Below are 17978 nucleotides of genomic sequence, written 5' to 3'. Positions count from 1 at the left end.
GACGATGAGCGGGTCAGCGCCGCGGATGGCGGGGCTCTCGGCCGTCGCATGCGCGTCGTAATACGCCTGGTAGTCGGCACGGTACTCGGTGTGCAGCTCGTGCAGGCGGGCGATCTGCTCGTCGACGGATGCCGTGGCCGGCAGGTCGAGGATCAGCGGCTTGACCTTGGTGCGCAAGAAGTGGTCGGGGCAGCTCGTGCCGAGCGCCGCGAGAGCCGGGGCCTTCTCAGACGCCAGGAAGTCGAGCACGACATCCGAGTCGGTGAAGTGACCCACCATCGGCTTGTCGGTGGAGGCAATGCCGCGAATGGTTCCCGCCAGCGCTGCTGCGCGCTCACGACGCTCGGCCTCGGGCAGTGCCTCGAAGCCCGCTCGAACGGCACCGAACGGCTCGGCCTTACCCTCGGCGGCGATGTACGCCGCTGCCGTGTCGATGATCCACAGCGAGTTCGCTTCAGCCTCGTCAGAACTGTCGCCCCAGGCGGTGATGCCGTGTCCGCCGAGGATGCAGCCGATGGCCTGAGGGTTGGCGGCCTTGATCTTTGCGATGTCGAGTCCGAGCTGGAACCCGGGGCGTCGCCACGGCACCCACGCGACCTTGTCGCCGAAGATCTTCGCCGTCAGCTCTTCACCGTCGGCAGCGGTGGCGATCGCGATGCCGGAGTCAGGATGCAGGTGGTCGACGTGCGCGGCGTCTACCAGACCGTGCATGGCGGTGTCGATCGAGGGGGCGGCGCCGCCTTTGCCGTGCAGGCAGTAGTCGAACGCGGCGACCATCTCGTCTTCACGATCGACACCCGGGTAGACATCGACAAGTGCGCGCATGCGGTCCAGGCGCAGTACGGCGAGGCCCTGCTCCTTCAGCGTGCCGAGGTCTCCGCCTGACCCCTTGACCCACAGCAACTCGACGGGCTGCCCGGTCACGGGGTCGGTCTCAGTGCCCTTGGCCGAGGTGTTACCGCCGGCGTAGTTGGTGTTCTTCGGGTCAGCGCCCAGGCGATTCGAACGCGCGATCAGGGCGGCAGCGGTGGGGTTGGTCATGACATCTCCAGGACGAGGCGGCGCCCACGATGAAGATCGTGCGCATTGTTCGATCTTGTGAAAGATAACATGAAATGCACAAAACGCCAACGCTCGCGGTCAATAGACCTCGGCGAACTCCCGATACGGGGCAAGCCGATCGTCGTCCGGTTCGAGCTCGGTGATGATGACCGAGATATCGTCGCGCTCGAGCGCCCTCGCCACCGACCGACGCTGCAGTTTGCTCGAATCGACGCATACCACGGTGGTGGCCGCGTTCTCGGCCATGTCCTGCTTGAGCTCGGCCTCCTCGATCGACACCTCAGAGGTGCCGTCGGCGATGTCAAGCGCATCGGCAGAGGAGAAGAACACATCGAAATAGACCGAACGCATGCTGCGGCGAGCGAGCGGTCCGACCAGGCTGCCGGTCGTCGGCTCGGCCGTGCCGCCCGAGAGCACAGCGGTCACGCCCTCGACCGGAAGCAGCAGCTGAAACGACTCGAACGAGTTCGTATACGCAGAAAGGGCCGTCCGCGGGCCGACGACCGAAGCGAGCGTGCTGATCGTCGTCGAAGCATCCAGAGCGATGGTCCCCGAGTCGGGAACCAGACGTAGGGCCTTCTCGGCGATGGTTCGCTTCGCGCTCGCGCGCATCGCCAGACGCGCATCGAACGGGCGGGCGCGAGGCGGCGCGGTCGCGCCTCCGCGGACCCGCCGCACACGTCCTTCTGCCTCGAGCTCAAGCAGGTCGCGCCGAATGGTCATGGACGACACCCCGAAGCGCTCGGCCGCGGCCTCGATCATGAGTCCCTGGGGTTCGTTCGCCAGCTCGACGAGAGCCGCTCTGCGACGTTGCGCCTCGAGATTGCCGGAGAGAGCCATGTGCGGAGTCAGTCGATAGCCGCGTCGCCCCACAGCAACGCCGTCGCCTCGCGATAACTCGTGAGCAGCTCGGCGGCGCCGTGACCGGTCGGTGCGTCGGTGTCGTTGTCGGTGCTCCAGCTCGGGAACTCTCCACGCAGCACACCAGCGGCTTGTCGCGCCATGCCCCGCGCGACGTACTCGGCTGGCTCAGGGAAGGCCACGGGCAATGAGAAGACCTCGCGCACCACCTGCTGCAGCGCGCGATAGCGTGCGCCACCGCCGACGAACAGAGCACGAGTTCCCTGCACGCCTGCGCGCTCGACCGCCGTGCAGGCGTCGGCAAGCGAACAGACGATGCCTTCGACCGCCGCACGTGCCATCGCCGAGGGCGTGAGGTTGGCGAGCGTGATTCCCAGCAGAGTTCCGGTGGACTCGGGCAGGTTCGGCGTGCGCTCTCCGGCGAGGTAGGGCACCAGAACCAGGCCGTCGGCATCGCCGTTCAGAGCCAGATCATCGAAGGCGAGGTGATCGAGTCCGAGCAGCTGTGCCGAGGCATCCAGCACGAGAGAAGCGTTGAGCGTGCACGCGAGCGGAAGGTACCGGCCTGTCGCGTCGGCGAACCCGGCGACCAGGCCGCTGGCATCGCGTGTCGGTGTGTCAGAGACCGCGAAGACGGTGCCCGAGGTTCCGACCGAGACGACGAGGTCGCCAGCGCGTGCACCGATGCCGAGGGCTGCTGCGGCATTGTCTCCGGCGCCCGGGCCGATCGTGATGCCCGACGGTGTCGTGCCCGCCGCCTCGAGCGGGCCGAGCACGCGCGGCAGAATCGGACGATGCGGGAGGATGCTGTCGATGATCTCGTAGCGGTACTCACCCGAGTCGGCGTCGTAATAGCCCGTGCCCGAGGCATCCGAGCGATCGGTCGTCAGCGCCGACAGGTCGGCGTGACCGACATCGTTGCCGGCGAGGCGCCAGGTGAGCCAGTCGTGCGGCAGGCACACGGCCGCGATGCGCGCGGCGTTCTCCGGCTCGTTGCGGGCGATCCACGCCAGCTTGGTGACGGTGAAGGATGCCACGGGCACCAGCCCGACCGTCTCAGCCCACCACTGCTCGCCGTCGTCTCCGCGCTCGCGGATGAGTCGCTCGGCGTCCGGCGCCGAGCGGGTGTCGTTCCACAGCAGCGCGGGACGGATGACCGCTCCGTCGGCGTCGAGGACGACGCATCCGTGCTGCTGACCGCCGATGGAGATCGCCTCGACGTCGTCGATTCCGCCCGCTGCGGCGATCGCTTCTTGGAGGGCATCCCACCAGGCCTGTGGGTCTGCCTCCGTGCCGGCGGGATGCGCGGCGCGGCCTGAGCGGATGACGCGTCCCGTGTCTGAATCGCAGATGACCACCTTGCAGGACTGCGTCGAGCTGTCGACGCCGGCGATGAGTGTCATGTACCTACTCTGCCAGGTCTGACGACCCCGCGAGCTGTGTAAGCAGCGTCTTGGCACCCTGCGTGCGCAGAACGTCGAGTGCGTGCAGGTACGGCTCGGTAAATGCCGGGCGCTCGGCGAGATCGCCGAACAGCTTCTCGTCGCGCACGAACGCCAGGGGGTCGTCCGAGGGCGCGGCGGCAGCCATCACCTGCTCGCGCAGGTTGTCGACGACCTCGATGGGCTGACCCTGCTCGTCGATTCCGGTGGCGTAACGCGCCCACGATGCGACGATCGCCGCCGACCGGGTCACTGTGCCGCCAGCGTCCAGCCGCTCGCGGATCACCGGCACAAGCCATTTCGGGATGCGGTCGCTCGACTCTGCGCACAGACGTGCGACTGTGTCACGGATCTCGGGGTTGCGGAACCGGCTGATCAGCTCGTCGCAGTACGCCGCCACGTCGATGCCGGGCAGCGGGCGCAGCGTCAGCGCTGCTTCTTCGGCCATGTACCGGCGAAGCAGGTCGGCGATCAGCGGGTCGGAGGTGGCCTCGTCGGCCAGCCGGTAGCCGAGGAGGTGGCCGAAGTAGCACAGGCCCTGGTGGGATGCGTTGAGCAGGCGCAGCTTCATCAGCTCATACGGCTCGACGTCGTCGACCAGTTGCACGCGAGTGAGCTCGTACGGCGGGCGTCCGTCGCTGAAAGAGTCTTCCAGCACCCACTGGAAGAACGGCTCGCACACGACCGGCCAGTCTTCGTCAAGCCCGGTCAGAGCTGCGGTCTCGGCGCGGTCTTCGTCGGTCGTGACCGGAGTGATGCGGTCGACCATCGAGTTCGGGAAACGGGTGTGTTGCTCGATCCACGCCGCGAGCTCGGCGTCTTTCGCTCGTGCGTACGTGAGGATCGCGCGCTTGGCGATGCGACCGTTGTCCTGCAGATTGTCGCAGCTCATTACCGTGAACGACGCGGTGCCGGCCTCGCGTCGCAGCCGCAGCGCCTCGGTGATGAGACCGAAGACAGTACTGGGACGCGCACCTGGCTCAAGGTCGGCGGCCACGGCAGGAGTGTCGAGCAGGAACTCACCCGTCGACTGGTTGATGTTGTAGCCGCCCTCGGTGACCGTCAGGGAGACGATGCGCGTCGTGGGAGCGGTGAGCAGGTCGAGGATCGCGTCGACGCCGTCGTCATGGACGGTGAGCATGCCCAGGATCGACCCGATCACGCGCGCGTCGCGGGTGCCGTCGGCATGCTTCTCGACGAGTGTGTAGAGCCCGTTCTGCTTCTGCAGAGCATCGCGCATGCGTGAATCCTCTGCGCGAACCCCGAGTCCGATGATGCCCCACTCCTGCGCCTGCCCCTGACGCAGCAGCTCATCGATCACGAGAGCCTGGTGGGCGCGGTGAAAACCGCCGATGCCGAAATGGGCGATGCCGCCGGTGACCTGCGAGCGGTCATACTCGGGGACGGCGACAGCGGCGTCGATGCTGCCGAGGGTCTCTGATGAGAGGTGGGACATTGTCGTCTCCTGTGTGTTCGTGCCCGTAGGCGGTGTCGTCGTAAAAAGGTGTCAGGCGGGCTCGGCGACGATCACGGCGTCGTCGCGAATCGCGAGGACCGTGGTCTCGGCATCCGAGCTGGCGATGACGGTGTCGAAATCGGTGATCGTGGCGAAGGTGGTGAAGCGGCGCGGATCGGGCTCTCCCAGGCGGAACGCCAGCACCGTGCGTCGTGCGCCGGCCAGGGCGGTGCGGCGCAGCAGCGCGTCAGCGGGGCGAGCGAGCAGCGCGCCGGTCTCGGTGCATCCGTCAGCGAAGATCACGACCGTGTCGAGATGCAGATCGGTGAGGGTCGATCGCGCCCACTCGCCGCTCTGAGCGCCGGTGGCCGAGACCTCGCCCCCGAGCGAGAGGACCTCGATGCCGGCGCGCAGACTCGTCGCGATCGCGAGGTCGAGCCGTGGCGTGACCACGGTGAGCTCGGTGTCTGTCGAGAGCAAGCCGACAATCGGCGTCGAGAGAGCATCACCGTCGAGATACACCGTGCCCTGCGCTGGCAGTTCAGCGGCGATCCGCTCGAAGAACGGGCGGTCGGTCGCATCGAGCGTCGGGATAGCGTGCGAGGCGACGGGCGGACGCACAGCACCGCCGTGCGCGCGGACCAGCCGACCGTCGCTCTCAAGAACACGCAGGTCACGCCGGATCGTCTCTTCTGAGACGCTCAGTCGTTCGGCGAGATCAGAGACCTCGACGCGGCCATCGCTCTCGATGAGCGCTGCGATGCTCTCGTGTCGGCCGATTGCCGACAGCGCTGAGCGCTCGCCCTCCTGCGTGCCGTGCTTGTCATTTGTCATTATTTGATGGCTCCCATGGCGAGACCGCGCACGAGGCGCTTCTGAGCCAACCATCCCGCGATGACCACGGGGAGCACAGCCAGCGTCGCCGCAGCCGACAGCACCGCGAGGAACTGTCCGCGTCCGTCGACGAAGCTGCCGAGGAACGGCGGCGTCGTGCGGGCCACCGTCGAGGTGAGCAGGTTGGCGAGGAAGTACTCGTTCCAGGCGAAGATGAAGCAGATCAGCGCTGCTGCGGCGATGCCGGGCGCCACGATCGGCAACACGACCCTGACCAGTTCGGTCCAGAATCGCGCGCCGTCGATCTGCGCGGCTTCGATGATCTCCACAGGAACCTCCGCGAAGAATGATCGCATCATCCAGATCGCAAGTGGCAGATTCATGCCGACATACAGGATGGACAGTGCCGAAATGTTGTCGAGAGCACCGAGGTTCTGCAGCAGCAGGTAGATCGGAATGATGGCCGCCGCGATCGGCAAGAACTTCGTCGAGATGAAGAAGAACAGTGCATCCGTCGAGCGGATGATCGGACGAACCGACAGTCCGTACGCCGCCGGGATCGCCAGCAGAAGCACGATCAGCGTCGACATGACGCTCGCGGTGAGCGAGTTGGTCAGATACGCCGCGAACCCACGGTCGAGCACCTCGTGGAAGCGGTCGAAGCTGAGCTCGGTGAAGATCGTCGGCGTGCTCGTGGCGGCTGCGCCCTCGGTCTTGAAAGCGGTGAAGACCATCCATGCGACCGGGAAGAAGAAGCCGACGACGATAACCCAGGTCAGCACCGTGATGGCTGCCGAGGTGACGCGCTGCCGCGTCGGACGGCGACGGGTGATGGTGGCGGAGGACATCATCGGGCTCCTTCGGTGCGGAAGATCTTGAACAGCAGTCGCAGGGCGACCGTGGCGACGATGATCGTCAGGATCACGGTGAGCACGCCATATGCCGCCGCTTCGCCGATTTCGAGGCCGACGAAGGCTCGCTCATACAGCAGGTAGGGAAGTGTTTTGGTGCCGCCGGTTCCGCGGGTCATGATCGCGATCGGATCGAACACCTGCAGCAACATGATCGTGCCGAGCAGAACGGCGAGCTCGATGTAGGTGCGCAAATGCGGCAGGGTCATGTAGAAGAACGAGCGGAAGGGACCGGCGCCGTCGACCGCGGCTGCTTCCAGCACCTCTCCGGACTGGCTCTGCAGCCCCGCGAGGATGATCAGCATCATGAAGGGTGTGTACTGCCAGGTCAGCACCATGACGATCGTCAGGATCGGCAGGTCGGTGTTCCATGCCACCGGCGGGATTCCCACGAGAGAGAAGAACCAGTTGACCATGCCGACGTTCGCGTCGAGCATCGACCACTTCCAGATCAGCGCGGCCGCGGCCGGCATCATGAGGAAGGGGGTGATCAGCAGCGTGCGTGCGACGCCCTGACCGAGAAACTTGCGATCGAGCAGGACGGCGAGGAAGAGCCCGAGAATGACCGAGAACAGCACAGAGCCGCCTGTGATGAGCACGGTCGCGATGAGCGATTCGACGAAGGCGCCGTTGCTGAAGACTTTGGCGTAGTTGGCGAATCCGGCGAACGCCTGATCTCCAGGTCGTTGCAGGTTCCAGCGCTGGAACGAGTAGTAGATCGTCACCAGGAATGGCACCTGGGTGATGACGATCGCGACGATCAGGGCGGGCCAGACCAACATGCGTGCCAGGCGCAATGAGCGACGGTCTCGGGTGGTCAGCTCACGCTTTCGGATGCGTCGACGCTTCGCGTCGGGCGGAGCCGTGACGAGTGCGGTGGTCATGTGTTGTTCTCCTCGGGCGGGATGAAAGGGCAGAGGGGAGGCGAGTGGACCGCCTCCCCTCGCACCTTTACTTCTGCGCGGCTCCGGCCTCTTCGCCGAGCTTCTGTCCGGCGGCCAAGGCCTCTTCCACGGTCGCGCGACCGGCGAACACCTCGGCGATCTCCTGCGAGACCTGGTTGCCGAGATCCTGGAACTCAGGGATCGTGACGTACTGGATTCCCACCCACGGCTGCGGGTCGACACCCGGCTGGGTCGGGTTCACCGAGGTCATGATCTCTCTGGTCAGGCCCGCGAAGGCGCCTGCTTCTTCCTGATACTCCGGAATCTCGTAGGTCGACTCGCGCGACCCCGGGGGAACGCGGCTCCAGCCGAGCTCTTCGCCGACGAGCTTGATGTAGTCCTTGCTGGTGGCCCAGCTCACGAACTCCCAAGCGGCTTCCTGCTTCTTGGAGGTCTTCGGGATCGCGAGGTTCCAGGCCCACAGCCAGCCCGACTCCTCGGTCTCAACGACAGGGGCGTGCGTGTAGCCGACGTTGCCGGCGATGGTGCTGAGCTCGGGTGACTCGACAGAGCCCGCGGCCGAGGTCGCGTCGTACCACATGGCGGCCTTGCCCTGGCCGAACAGGTTCAGGCACTCGGTGAAGCCGCTCGAGACCGGATCGGCCTGGCCGGCCTCTTTCACGAGGTCGGTGTAGAACTGCACGGCCTCGGTGAACTCGGGGCTGTTGACCTGGGCGTTCCAGTCTTCGTCGAACCAGTTGCCGCCGAAGGTCTGCACGACGGTGGTCAGCGGGGCGAACAGCTCGCCCCAGCCGGGCTTGCCGCGCAGGCAGATGCCGGCGACGTCATCGCTGTGAACGGCCTTGGCCGCCTCGGCGACTTCTTGCCAGGTCGGGTGGTCAGAGAGTGTGATGCCCGCATCCGAGAGAATCTGCTTGTTGTACATCAGGAACGAGCTCTCGGCGTAGAACGGAACCGCGAAGAGCTGGTCATCGACCGTCAGCGCTTCGCGCACCGGGGCGAGCAGGTCGTCGACGTCGTAGCCCTCGGTGTCTGCGGCGAGGTCGCTGAGGTCGACAAGCCAGTCGTTCTGACCCCAGATCGGAACCTCGTAGCTGCCGACCGTGACGATGTCGTATTGGCCGCCCTGGGTGGCGACGTCCTTGGTGACGGCGTCGCGGAGGTCGTTCTCTTCCATCTGGATGAAGTTGACCTTGATGTCGGGGTGCTCGGCTTCGAACTCGCCCTTCAACTCCTCCATGTCTTTCATCTGGGGGTTGTTGACGGTGGCGAGAGTCAGCGTCGTGGTGCCTTCTTCGCCGCCTCCGCCGCCACCACCGGCGCCGGCGCAGCCGCTGACGGCCATCGCCGAGGCCGACAGCACGGCGGCTGATACCAGCCAGCGTTTCGTGCGGGAGTTGGTCTGCATGATGTACCTCTTTCGTCGTTGAGTTGTCCCAGTAAGTCGACGTCGTTGTGCGGGTATTCGATGCCTGGAACAGGGCGCTCATGTGATGCGATGACCATCTTGGCCCGAATGAGTCGAATATGCAACACTTTCGGGCATCAAATGAAAATAAACAGGCATGCGGTAGGGTTCAATCATCATCGAACAGTCATATCGATGTTCGATTCGCCGACAGGAGACATGGATGTACCCCGCTGAACGCCGACTGGCGATCCTGGCCGAGGCCAGCGCTGGTGACGGACGCGTCTCCGTCGCGCGCCTGAGCTCTCGGCTCGGTGTGACGTCAGCGACGATCCGCCGTGACCTCGATGACCTGGAGCGCGAAGGGATGCTGCGCCGACAGCACGGCGGCGCACGATTGATCCGCACGCTGCCCTTCGAGCTCTCGCTTCCCGATCGACGCAACACCGAGGGCGTCGAACGTGCACGCGTCGCCCGCGCGGTCGTCGACAGGCTGCCGCGTGATGGCGTTGTACTGCTCGACTCGGGCGCCCTGATCCTCAGCCTTGCCGAGGTCTTCCCCCCGAATCGCACACTCATGGTGGTGACCAACAACCTGCCGGCGGCACGGCTGCTCGCCGGTCATGATTCGCTGACGACGCTCGTGCTGCCGGGTCGCGTGCGCCACCTGACCCAGGCGACGGTGGGCGAGTGGACCCGGTCTCAGCTGAGCGGGCTGAACGTCGATCTCGCCGTCATCGGCGCCAACGGCGTCACCGCGGAGGGTGTGACGACGACGATTCCCGCGGAGGTCGCGGTCAAACGCGCCATGATCGCTACGGCACAGCAGCGGATCCTCGCCGTCACCGCGGGGAAGTTCGGCGTGCGATCATTCTGCGGGTTTGCTGAACTCGATGAGTTTGACGAGATCATCACAGACGCGCGCATCGATGACGAGCATCGCCGCGAGATCGTCGAGACCGGTGCCGCGCTGACGGTCGTTGATGCGTAGACCTAGCGAGGGGCGCGACCCGGTCGCGCCGGTCGTCGTCGAGGTGTGTCAGGCGCCCCAGCCGGCCTGGACGCCGCCGACGCGGTCGGTCGCGATCTTCTGCTGGTAGCCGGATGCCGCGTAGGCGGCCATCGGGTCGGCGGCGAGTCCGCGTGACTCGCGCCACTCGGCCAGGGCCGGGCGAACGTCGGTGTAGAAGGCATCCATGAACACCGCATTGGCGGCGAGAACGTCGCCCGAGCGCTGGGCGGCGGTGAGAGCATCCGTGTCGACGAGCAGAGCACGCGCGGTCATCTCTTGAACGTTGAGCACCGAGCGGATCTGCCCGGGGATCTTGTCTTCGACGTTGTGGCACTGATCGAGCATGAATGCCACGTCAGGATTGTTCAGGCCGCCGCCGCGGACGACTTCGAAGATGATGCGGAACAGCTGGAACGGGTCGGCCGCGCCCACGATCAGGTCGTCGTCGGCGTAGAAGCGCGAATTGAAGTCGAACGAGCCGAGCTTGCCCAGGCGCAGCAGCTGCATGACGATGAACTCGATGTTGGTGCCGGGGGCGTGGTGGCCGGTGTCCAGGCACACCATCGCCTTGTCGCCCAACGCCGCGACCTGCGCGTAGCTGGTGCCCCAGTCGGGAACATCGGTGTGGTAGAAAGCGGGCTCGAAGAACTTGTACTCGAGCACCAGGCGCTGGTCGTCGCCGAGGCGCGCATAGATCTTCTGCAGTGAGTCCTGCAAGCGGTCCTGCCGGCCGCGGAGGTCAGCCTGGCCGGGGTAGTTCGAGCCTTCGGCGAGCCAGATCTTCAGGTCACGGCTGCCTGTGGCGTCCATCACATCGATGCATGCGAAGTGGTGATCGATGGCTTTCTGACGGATGGCCGCGTCTTCATGGGTGAGGGCGCCGAACTTGTAGTCGTCGTCTTGGAAGGTGTTGGAGTTGACCGTGCCGAGCGCGACGCCGTGGTCTTCAGTGTGCTTTCGCAGGTCGTCGTAGGAGTCGACGAGATCCCACGGGATGTGCAGCGCGACGACCGGCGCGAGGGCGGTGTGCTTGTGCACCTGGGCGGCGTCAGCGATCTTCTCCCACGGATCGCGCGGGGTGCCGGGCGTGCCGAACACCTTGAAGCGGGTTCCGGAGTTTCCGAAGGCCCAGCTGGGAAGCTCGATGGATTGCTTCTCGAGTTCGGTGAGGATCTCGGGGGACAGGATGCTCATGATGCACTGCTTTCGTTATCGGATGCTGCGGCAGAGAGCTGCTCGGCCAGGTTGAAGACTTCGGTGAGAGGCATTGCCGCTTGGTCGGGGCGCCCGCTCAACCCGACGAAGAACGCCGCCATCTCGGCTTCCCAGCGGGTCGCGATCGCGGACTCGGCGAGGTATCGCTGTGCGGCCTGGTCGTCATCGGTCTCGTAGTAGCCGATGAGGGTGCCGTTCTCCCCCAGGAAGAGCGAATAGTTGCGCCGGCCGGATGCCTCGATCTCGGCGAGCATCTCGGGCCAGACCGCGCGATGGCGCTCGAGATATTCGTCCAGCCGCTCGGGGTGCACCTGCAGCTGAAAGCAGACGCGGGCGGGCGTGGTCATCGTCGACGAGCTCCTTCGAAAGGTGCCATGAGGCACCGACTAGCGGCATGAATCGTTTCAAGCTTAAGTCTACAGGCGCGGTTGTGCAAGCGCGCCTGACCATGCCGATACACTCTCGACAGCGCGAGAAGAGGAGTCTCAGTTGGCAACGAGTGTGCGAGACGTGGCGGTGGCGGCGGGCGTCTCGGTCGGAACCGTGTCGAACGTCCTCAATCGCCCAGAGAAGGTCGCGCCGGCGACAGTCGAGCGGGTGATGGCCGCGATCGACGAACTCGGCTTTGTGCGCAACGATGCGGCCCGGCAGTTGCGGGCGGGAAGCAGCCGCAGCATCGGCATGATCGTGCTGGACGCGGGCAACCCCTTCTTCGCGGCAGTGGCGCGCGGAGCAGAGGCTCGCGCCGATGCCGATGGGCTGTCGGTGCTGCTGGGGAACAGCGATGAGAACGCGGCGCGCGAAGCGGGGTATCTGGAGCTGTTTCGTGAGCAGCGTGTGAACGGCGTGCTCATCACGCCGGCATCCGATGCGACCGAGAACCTCGAAAGGCTGCGCGGCGCGGGAATCCCGGTCGTGCTGGTAGACCATGAGATCGCCGGAAGCGAGCTCTGCTCGGTGTCGGTCGACGACGTCGAGGGCGGCTATCTCGCTGCGGAGCACCTGTTGCAGCAAGGGCGCAGGCGGCTCGCGTTCGTAGGTGGGCCGCCGACGATCGCGCAGGTCACGAACCGCCTGGAGGGTGCCCGGCGAGCAGTCGCAGAGGTGGCCGGAGCGAGGCTCGAAGTGATCGAGATGCCCACTCTCACCGTGCTCAACGGGCGTGCCGCCGGCGAAGCGATCGTGGCACGCGAGGCTGCCGACCGTCCTGATGCGATCTTCGCCGCGAATGATCTGCTCGCCGTCGGTCTGGTGCAGGGGCTGACGATCCTCGGTGGCCTGCGCGTGCCCGACGACATCGCCCTGATCGGTTACGACGACATCGACTTCGCCTCCGCGACCGTCGTACCGCTCAGCTCAGTGCGTCAGCCCGCCGAAGAGATCGGGCACACCGCGGTGGAACTGCTGCTGAAGACGATCGCCGATCCGGACGGGAAGTACGAGCGCCGCGTGCGATTTCGACCCGAGCTCGTGGTGCGCGAATCATCCGCTGGTTGAGCGCTGCTCGTTTCGGTTCGTCCGCGCGGCTCATAGCAGTTATGCTTGCAGGGTGCGTCCGTGCTTTTCGGAGTCGGATGCCTGGAGACGTCGCATAGTGGCCTAGTGCACCACCCTGCTAAGGTGGAGTCCTCTTTAAAGGGGACCGAGGGTTCAAATCCCTCCGTCTCCGCAGTGAAATCCCCGCTCAGGCGGGGATTTCTTGGTCCCTGGAGAGTGGGACCAATCTGGCGTGATTACCGCGTTTCGACCCTCAGGTGTCCCCCCACCGATTTGAGCAACTCCGCGTCTGGTTGCCGGGCGGGGCAGCGTCAGGTGCCGAGCCCCGAAAGGCGATCATCGGGGGAGCGTCGCGCACGGTGTTCGAAGGGCTGGCCCTCATCGAGCCGATTGTGAAGAGACCATAGGTGGCATGACTCATCGATGTCGAGTACTTATCGCCAGTGGCGTTCTGCTGGTCTCATCGCTCGTTAGCGGATGTTCCGCGTCCAGCGAAGGATGCGGAGCGCAGGCGTCGTACGCCAGTCCTGAGTCGGCATACGAGGTTGCGGATGTCGTTTGCCCTTGTCAGAGATCTCGCCCCTCAGAGAACGGTCAGCCACACGATGCGGACGCGACTTACTGGACGGCAAAAGTAGACGAGTGGCCTAAGGGTGATGGGGAATCAGAGATTTTTTTCGGCGTTGCTACCGACTCTTCTTCCCAAGACGGTGTCTCGATTTTCCAACGCCTTGAGGGTCAGGGGGATGTTTATGTCTTCCTCGTCCGAACTGACGATGAGCTTTGGGCGGTCAGTCAAGACCAGGGTGCGGTGGCCGCGTTGCCTGACGGCACCCTTCCGGAGGCTTGGCCACGACCGTGACCGCGCACAATGACGTCCAGTTGGAGTGCGCCAAGAATTCGCAACACGGTGTGAACTCGCGGCCCGGCTGATGTGCTGTTGAGGAGATTGCGTTCTGTCGCGCCATACGTTTGAACCGCGATCCCTGCTTCTTGGGCGACCCGCTCCTGGCTATATCCGCTAAATACTCGAGCATCACGCAGCAGCACCCCGTAGTTCACCTTCTCCAACGCATGAGGTTCTATTACGAGCTCCGTCCGCCATGTGCCCATACCGAGGACCATAGCGCCTTCAGCGTCAGCGCCACCAGTGACCGCCTACCACAGCAATGCCTGGTGGGGCGGTTGGCCGGCTTCTGCCAGTCCCACCGCACAAGTTCCAGAGTGCGGCCCTCGCCGCGGTCGCGGACGATCGGGGCATCCTGGGTGGGAGCAATCGAATACGAGCCCGCCCAGGACTTCCACCAGTCCTCGGGCTTGCCACCTTCCGCGACATACTCCCGGATGAGTTCGTCCGTTTTGTCGGTGGAGAGAAGTATTCCGGAGGGAAATAATCGTCGTGCGAAGAAGACCAGGCCCTCTTGGGTCGCTCAGTCCGGTTGGGGCTTTTGATCAAGCCGTGTGAGGTGTCGGCACGTTGAGCGCCGCAAGTTGCTCCTCAGACCCCCGTGCGATCAGCCGCAGATCGTTACCACTCTCGTCGATGCCCCATTCGACGAAGGCGCAACAGCGCTGCTCTACCTCGACGAGATCCCTCAGCCGACTGATCGAGTCATTGACCTTCGCGTAGTAGATGATGAGTGCAGAGTCCGAGCGCTCCGAGGTGAGCGCGTAGTCGGCGTCGAAGGCCTGCCATCTCTCGACCTGTGCCTTGGCTTCCGCGATGGTCGGGAGTGTGCATGCAATCGGGACGTCTCGGAATGGGCCCTGTGTCATCAGATCTTCTCCTCTGCATAGTCTGCGTCGTCGTCATCGTCTTGCAGGTCTTCGAGAACCTCGAACGGGGACTCTACGTCACCGCGCCATGCCTCGATGCCCTCGCGGATCGCGAGAACCGCGACGACGAGCGCGGCGACGGAATCGGCCCACCACCAGCCGAACAGGCTGTTGAGTATCAGGCCGATGAACACCGCACCGGAGAGGTAGACGCAGAGGATGAGCTGCTTGGCATCGGCCAACACGCTCTTCGAGTCGAGTTCGCGCCCGGTACGGACCTCGTACCAGGCCAACAACGGCATGATCACCAGGCTCAGTGCGGTGATGCCGAGTCCGAACGGGCTGTGGTCCGGACCCTCTGCCTGGATCAGGCTCAGGACCGCATCGACGGTGACGTATGCGGCGAGAGCGAAGAATGCGATGGCGATCGCCTTGACGGTGACCCTCTCCCATCGCTCGGGGTCCTTGCGTGTGAATTGCCATGCGATCGCGGCGGCCGAGAGCACTTCGACGACGGAGTCGAGACCGAAGCCGATAAGCGCGGCAGACGATGCGAGCACGCCGGCCCAGACCGCGACGATGGCTTCGATCACGTTGTAGGTGATCGTGAATCCGACGATGAACCGGACCCGGCGATGCAGCGTCGCGCGGCGTTCCGTGGTCAACGCGGCGCTCATGCCTGCACCTCCGTCGCGCAGCATCCGGGTACCGTGCATGCCGAGTCGAGACACGGTGCGTTCTCGTCGACAGCAAGCGTCACGTCCACCAACGCGGTGAGCGCAGCCGTGAGATGCGGGTCTGCGATCTCGTACCGGGTTTGCCGACCCTCGGGCTCGGCGACGACGATGCCGCAGTCCCGCAGACAGGTGAGATGGTTCGACACATTCGAGCGTGAGAGCTCGAGTGAACGAGAGAGCACCGCGGGATAGCTCGGTCCTTCGAGTAGGGACATCAGGATCCGCGAGCGGGTCGGGTCGGCCATGGCACGGCCGAGACGATTCATCACATCGAGACGGGAAACAATAGTCAGCACACGACGACTATACAGTGTTCAGTGACCTATTGCCGTTCTGGGAAGATGAGACATATGGGAGCCGGCGTGCAGTGGATGGAACGACACCAAGTCGGACTCTACCTAGCCGCTCTGGCCGCAGGTGCAGCGGTCGGTCTGCTCTTCCCCGTCCTGGCGCATCCCGCCGAGACCGCGATCAATCCGGTGCTGGGATTACTGTTGTATGTCACTTTCCTCGGCGTGCCTTTCGCGAGACTAGGGCAAGCGTTTCGCGATTGGCGGTTCCTGGGGACGTTGCTCGTGGTGAACTTCGTGCTGGTGCCGCTCGTTGTGTTCGGGCTGTCGCGTATCGTCGCGCACGATCAGGTGCTGCTGATCGGCGTGCTCTTCGTGCTACTGACCCCATGCGTGGACTACGTCATTGTCTTCGCAGGGCTGGCTGGCGGTTCCAGAGATCGACTTCTCGCGGCGGCGCCGCTGTTGATGCTCGCCCAATTTCTCCTGCTCCCGGCATGCCTGTGGCTCTTCGTCGGCGATCAGTTCGTTCAAGCCATCGATCTGCGACCGTTCGCAGAGGCATTCCTGCTGCTCATCGTTCTGCCGCTCGCGGCTGCAGGTCTCACCCAGCTCGCGGCCACTCGGACAGGCTGGGGACGCTCTCTCGAGCGGGTAGGGCTGGCAGCGATGGTGCCGCTCATGATGCTCACCCTTGCCGTCGTCGTGGCGTCCCAGATCGCCGGTGTCGGGCAGGAAATCGCGAGGCTGCTCCTGGTGGTGCCCGTGTACGTGCTCTTCGCCGCGATCATGGTCCCCGTCGGCATGATCGCCGGTGCTGCGGCGCGGCTGGATGTTCCCGCGAAACGGACGATCGTGTTCAGCGGTGCGACGCGGAACTCCCTGGTTGTGCTACCGCTGGTCCTGGCACTTCCTGCGGCTTTTGACCTTGCTCCGCTCGTCGTCGTCACTCAGACGCTCGTTGAGCTCATCGTCATGGTCGTGTTCGTACGGCTCATCCCCCGATTGCTCCCGGAGAGATCCGGTCGGATTACCGCGGCGTAAGAGCTGCGGGGTAAAGCAGAACCTCAGATGAGTTCGCTCACCAGTTGCTCGATGCGTCCACGGATGTCGTCGCGGATGGGGCGCACCGAGTCGATGCCCTGCCCTGCCGGGTCGTCGAGCTCCCAGTCCTCGTAGCGCTTTCCGGGGAAGAAGGGGCAGGCGTCGCCGCAGCCCATCGTGATGACGACGTCAGAGGCCTGCACCGCTTCGGTGGTGAGCACCTTCGGGGCTTCGGCAGTGATGTCGATGCCCAGCTCGGCCATGGCGTCGACGGCGACGGGATTGATCTGATCGGCGGGCATGGATCCTGCGGAGCGCACCTCGATGCGGTCGCCGGCGATGTCGCGGAGGAATCCGGCCGCCATCTGGGAGCGGCCGGCGTTGTGTACGCAGACGAACAGTACGGAGGGCTTGGTGGTGGTTTCTGACATGGTGACTCCAGGTTTCGAGAAGCGGTCAGTGGGCAAGGTCTGCGACGAGGGTGCGGACGCGTGCGGTGATGTCGTCGCGGATGGCTTCGACGCCTTCGAGGGAGGCGAGAGCTGGATCTCCGACCGCCCAGTCGTCGTAGCGGACGCCGGGGATGATCGGGCAGACATCGCCGCAGCCCATGGTGATCACGACATCCGCCGCTCTCACGGCGTCGTCGGTCAGCGGCTTCGGGAATCGCTCAGCGGCGTCATCGCCTTCGATCTCGGCGAGCAGCGACCGCACGTGCGGGTGGATGACATCGGCGGGACTGGAGCCTGCCGACCGCGCGACGACCCTGCCACCGGCGAGCTGGTTGACGAGTGCGGCGGCGAGCTGTGAGCGACCGGCGTTGGCGACGCAGACGAACAGCACCTGAGGCACTGCCGTGTCGCGGTCGCGGGTGAGGTCGCTCAGCCGCTGCCTGGCGAACCGCTCCGTAAGTGGGATCAGGGCCGAGGTCACCCGGGCGGTGCGGGCGAGGGCGGTGTAGGACTCTCGCACGATGGTGAGGACGGTCGCTGAGTCGAGTTCCGGGATCTCGGCGGCCAGCTCGTCGGCGAGGTGAGTGACTCGTGCGTCGAAGTCTGGTCGGCGTGCCTCGTCGGCTGCGTCTTCTGTCCAAGGTGCGACGGTCGCGGGCGCGAAGGAGTCCAGCAGTGTGGTGACGGCGCGGCGGCGGTTCGGGTTGATCCGGTACCAGACCCAAGTTCCGCGACGCTCGGACGTCAGCACATCGACGTCCTTGAGCACCTTAAGGTGGTGCGACACGGTCGGCTGGGACACCTCGGCGAGCTCAGCGAGGTCACAGACGCAGGATTCCCCGCGCGGGTCGGAGGCGATCGCGGACAACATTCGCAGGCGCAGGGGGTCAGAGAGCGCCTTCAATGTGGCTGCGACGGATGACGCCGCGTCCTGCCCGATCGCGTGCGAGGCGACCGGACTGCAGGTATCTTCAGCGGTCAAAGTGGCATTCATGATGGCGTCCTTACGTCGGTGTATGGAGCTGCGGTGTATGGATCGGTGTGGAACCAGCGCCTGGCCGCCCAGAGCGAGACAT

18 protein-coding genes and 1 tRNA gene are annotated in these 17978 nt (G+C 65.1%); 4 read left to right on the top strand and 15 right to left on the bottom strand.

What is annotated here, in order from left to right:
* From Q1J95_RS07770 to Q1J95_RS07735, 8 genes are all read right to left on the bottom strand, one after another.
* Window positions 1-1041, bottom strand: a 1041-nt coding sequence (locus Q1J95_RS07770; protein WP_300266870.1) for a class II aldolase/adducin family protein, incomplete at its 3' end; no start/stop codon positions are given.
* A 99-nt stretch (window positions 1042-1140) separates the two neighbouring features.
* Entirely contained in the window at window positions 1141-1902 is a 762-nt protein-coding gene (locus Q1J95_RS07765) for a DeoR/GlpR family DNA-binding transcription regulator (RefSeq protein WP_234000390.1), read from the bottom strand.
* An 8-nt stretch (window positions 1903-1910) separates the two neighbouring features.
* Entirely contained in the window at window positions 1911-3326 is a 1416-nt protein-coding gene (gene xylB / locus Q1J95_RS07760) for a xylulokinase (protein ID WP_300266869.1), read from the bottom strand.
* 4 nt (window positions 3327-3330) lie between these two features.
* Complete coding sequence (locus Q1J95_RS07755; RefSeq protein WP_300266868.1) at window positions 3331-4821, bottom strand: mannitol dehydrogenase family protein; 1491 nt, start codon at window positions 4819-4821, stop codon at window positions 3331-3333.
* A 51-nt stretch (window positions 4822-4872) separates the two neighbouring features.
* Window positions 4873-5655, bottom strand: coding sequence for a DeoR/GlpR family DNA-binding transcription regulator (locus Q1J95_RS07750; RefSeq protein ID WP_300266867.1), 783 nt, complete (start codon window positions 5653-5655; stop codon window positions 4873-4875).
* Window positions 5655-6503 (bottom strand): carbohydrate ABC transporter permease, encoded by an 849-nt coding sequence (locus tag Q1J95_RS07745; protein ID WP_366945544.1) that lies wholly within the window; start codon window positions 6501-6503, stop codon window positions 5655-5657. The genes Q1J95_RS07750 and Q1J95_RS07745 overlap by 1 nt, the downstream gene beginning before the upstream one ends.
* A complete protein-coding gene (locus tag Q1J95_RS07740) occupies window positions 6503-7450 on the bottom strand; it encodes a carbohydrate ABC transporter permease (protein WP_300266865.1) in 948 nt (315 codons plus the stop codon). Before Q1J95_RS07740 ends, Q1J95_RS07745 begins: the two co-directional genes overlap by 1 nt.
* Window positions 7451-7517: 67 nt before the next feature.
* Window positions 7518-8879, bottom strand: a complete 1362-nt coding sequence (locus Q1J95_RS07735; RefSeq protein ID WP_300266864.1) for a sugar ABC transporter substrate-binding protein — start codon at window positions 8877-8879, stop codon at window positions 7518-7520.
* A gap of 223 nt (window positions 8880-9102) precedes the next feature.
* Between Q1J95_RS07735 and Q1J95_RS07730 the strand changes: the two genes are divergently transcribed.
* Window positions 9103-9870: a DeoR/GlpR family DNA-binding transcription regulator gene (locus tag Q1J95_RS07730; RefSeq protein ID WP_300266863.1), complete on the top strand. Its 768-nt coding sequence runs from the start codon at window positions 9103-9105 to the stop codon at window positions 9868-9870.
* A gap of 48 nt (window positions 9871-9918) precedes the next feature.
* On the opposite strand, the gene rhaI is transcribed toward Q1J95_RS07730, so the two are convergent.
* Window positions 9919-11085: an L-rhamnose isomerase gene (gene rhaI / locus Q1J95_RS07725; protein WP_300266862.1), complete on the bottom strand. Its 1167-nt coding sequence runs from the start codon at window positions 11083-11085 to the stop codon at window positions 9919-9921.
* Window positions 11082-11453: an L-rhamnose mutarotase gene (locus tag Q1J95_RS07720; protein WP_300266861.1), complete on the bottom strand. Its 372-nt coding sequence runs from the start codon at window positions 11451-11453 to the stop codon at window positions 11082-11084. The genes rhaI and Q1J95_RS07720 overlap by 4 nt, the downstream gene beginning before the upstream one ends.
* Window positions 11454-11595: 142 nt before the next feature.
* On the opposite strand from Q1J95_RS07720, the gene Q1J95_RS07715 reads away from it, so the two are divergent.
* Window positions 11596-12603 (top strand): LacI family DNA-binding transcriptional regulator, encoded by a 1008-nt coding sequence (locus tag Q1J95_RS07715; protein WP_300266860.1) that lies wholly within the window; start codon window positions 11596-11598, stop codon window positions 12601-12603.
* 83 nt (window positions 12604-12686) lie between these two features.
* A tRNA-Ser gene (locus tag Q1J95_RS07710) sits at window positions 12687-12775 on the top strand.
* 1280 nt (window positions 12776-14055) lie between these two features.
* Here Q1J95_RS07710 and Q1J95_RS07705 read toward each other — a convergent pair.
* The 3 genes from Q1J95_RS07705 to Q1J95_RS07695 are packed head-to-tail and all read right to left on the bottom strand — an operon-like array spanning window position 14056 to window position 15412.
* Window positions 14056-14379: a hypothetical protein gene (locus Q1J95_RS07705; RefSeq protein ID WP_300266859.1), complete on the bottom strand. Its 324-nt coding sequence runs from the start codon at window positions 14377-14379 to the stop codon at window positions 14056-14058.
* Complete coding sequence (locus Q1J95_RS07700; protein WP_300266858.1) at window positions 14379-15056, bottom strand: cation transporter; 678 nt, start codon at window positions 15054-15056, stop codon at window positions 14379-14381. Before Q1J95_RS07700 ends, Q1J95_RS07705 begins: the two co-directional genes overlap by 1 nt.
* A complete protein-coding gene (locus Q1J95_RS07695) occupies window positions 15053-15412 on the bottom strand; it encodes a metalloregulator ArsR/SmtB family transcription factor (RefSeq protein ID WP_300266856.1) in 360 nt (119 codons plus the stop codon). The genes Q1J95_RS07700 and Q1J95_RS07695 overlap by 4 nt, the downstream gene beginning before the upstream one ends.
* Window positions 15413-15466: 54 nt before the next feature.
* On the opposite strand from Q1J95_RS07695, the gene Q1J95_RS07690 reads away from it, so the two are divergent.
* On the top strand, window positions 15467-16450 hold the full coding sequence (locus tag Q1J95_RS07690; protein WP_300266855.1) for a bile acid:sodium symporter: 984 nt from the start codon (window positions 15467-15469) through the stop codon (window positions 16448-16450).
* A gap of 23 nt (window positions 16451-16473) precedes the next feature.
* On the opposite strand, the gene Q1J95_RS07685 is transcribed toward Q1J95_RS07690, so the two are convergent.
* The gene (locus tag Q1J95_RS07685; protein ID WP_300266854.1) at window positions 16474-16881 is read right to left on the bottom strand and encodes an arsenate reductase ArsC; all 408 of its coding nucleotides are present in this window, start codon (window positions 16879-16881) and stop codon (window positions 16474-16476) included.
* Between the two features lie 25 nt (window positions 16882-16906).
* Complete coding sequence (locus Q1J95_RS07680) at window positions 16907-17896, bottom strand: metalloregulator ArsR/SmtB family transcription factor (protein WP_300266852.1); 990 nt, start codon at window positions 17894-17896, stop codon at window positions 16907-16909.
* Window positions 17897-17978: the final 82 nt, after the last annotated feature.

This window comes from Microbacterium sp. (assembly GCF_029263575.1).
Taxonomy (GTDB): Bacteria; Actinomycetota; Actinomycetes; order Actinomycetales; family Microbacteriaceae; genus Microbacterium.
Note: the sequence above shows the minus strand (reverse complement) of the source record. Positions and strands in the feature narration are given on the sequence as shown.

What these genes read in the sequence shown, in the direction of transcription:
- Q1J95_RS07730 (WP_300266863.1), top strand. Translation starts at nt 9,103, where the DNA reads ATGTACCCCGCTGAACGCCGACTGGCGATCCTGGCCGAGGCCAGCGCT.
- Q1J95_RS07690 (WP_300266855.1), top strand. Translation starts at nt 15,467, where the DNA reads ATGGGAGCCGGCGTGCAGTGGATGGAACGACACCAAGTCGGACTCTAC.
- Q1J95_RS07765 (WP_234000390.1), bottom strand. Translation starts at nt 1,902, where the DNA reads ATGGCTCTCTCCGGCAATCTCGAGGCGCAACGTCGCAGAGCGGCTCTC.
- Q1J95_RS07720 (WP_300266861.1), bottom strand. Translation starts at nt 11,453, where the DNA reads ATGACCACGCCCGCCCGCGTCTGCTTTCAGCTGCAGGTGCACCCCGAG.
- xylB (WP_300266869.1), bottom strand. Translation starts at nt 3,326, where the DNA reads ATGACACTCATCGCCGGCGTCGACAGCTCGACGCAGTCCTGCAAGGTG.
- Q1J95_RS07685 (WP_300266854.1), bottom strand. Translation starts at nt 16,881, where the DNA reads ATGTCAGAAACCACCACCAAGCCCTCCGTACTGTTCGTCTGCGTACAC.
- Q1J95_RS07680 (WP_300266852.1), bottom strand. Translation starts at nt 17,896, where the DNA reads ATGAATGCCACTTTGACCGCTGAAGATACCTGCAGTCCGGTCGCCTCG.
- Q1J95_RS07755 (WP_300266868.1), bottom strand. Translation starts at nt 4,821, where the DNA reads ATGTCCCACCTCTCATCAGAGACCCTCGGCAGCATCGACGCCGCTGTC.
- Q1J95_RS07740 (WP_300266865.1), bottom strand. Translation starts at nt 7,450, where the DNA reads ATGACCACCGCACTCGTCACGGCTCCGCCCGACGCGAAGCGTCGACGC.
- rhaI (WP_300266862.1), bottom strand. Translation starts at nt 11,085, where the DNA reads ATGAGCATCCTGTCCCCCGAGATCCTCACCGAACTCGAGAAGCAATCC.
- Q1J95_RS07750 (WP_300266867.1), bottom strand. Translation starts at nt 5,655, where the DNA reads ATGACAAATGACAAGCACGGCACGCAGGAGGGCGAGCGCTCAGCGCTG.
- Q1J95_RS07735 (WP_300266864.1), bottom strand. Translation starts at nt 8,879, where the DNA reads ATGCAGACCAACTCCCGCACGAAACGCTGGCTGGTATCAGCCGCCGTG.
- Q1J95_RS07745 (WP_366945544.1), bottom strand. Translation starts at nt 6,503, where the DNA reads ATGTCCTCCGCCACCATCACCCGTCGCCGTCCGACGCGGCAGCGCGTC.
- Q1J95_RS07705 (WP_300266859.1), bottom strand. Translation starts at nt 14,379, where the DNA reads ATGACACAGGGCCCATTCCGAGACGTCCCGATTGCATGCACACTCCCG.
- Q1J95_RS07700 (WP_300266858.1), bottom strand. Translation starts at nt 15,056, where the DNA reads ATGAGCGCCGCGTTGACCACGGAACGCCGCGCGACGCTGCATCGCCGG.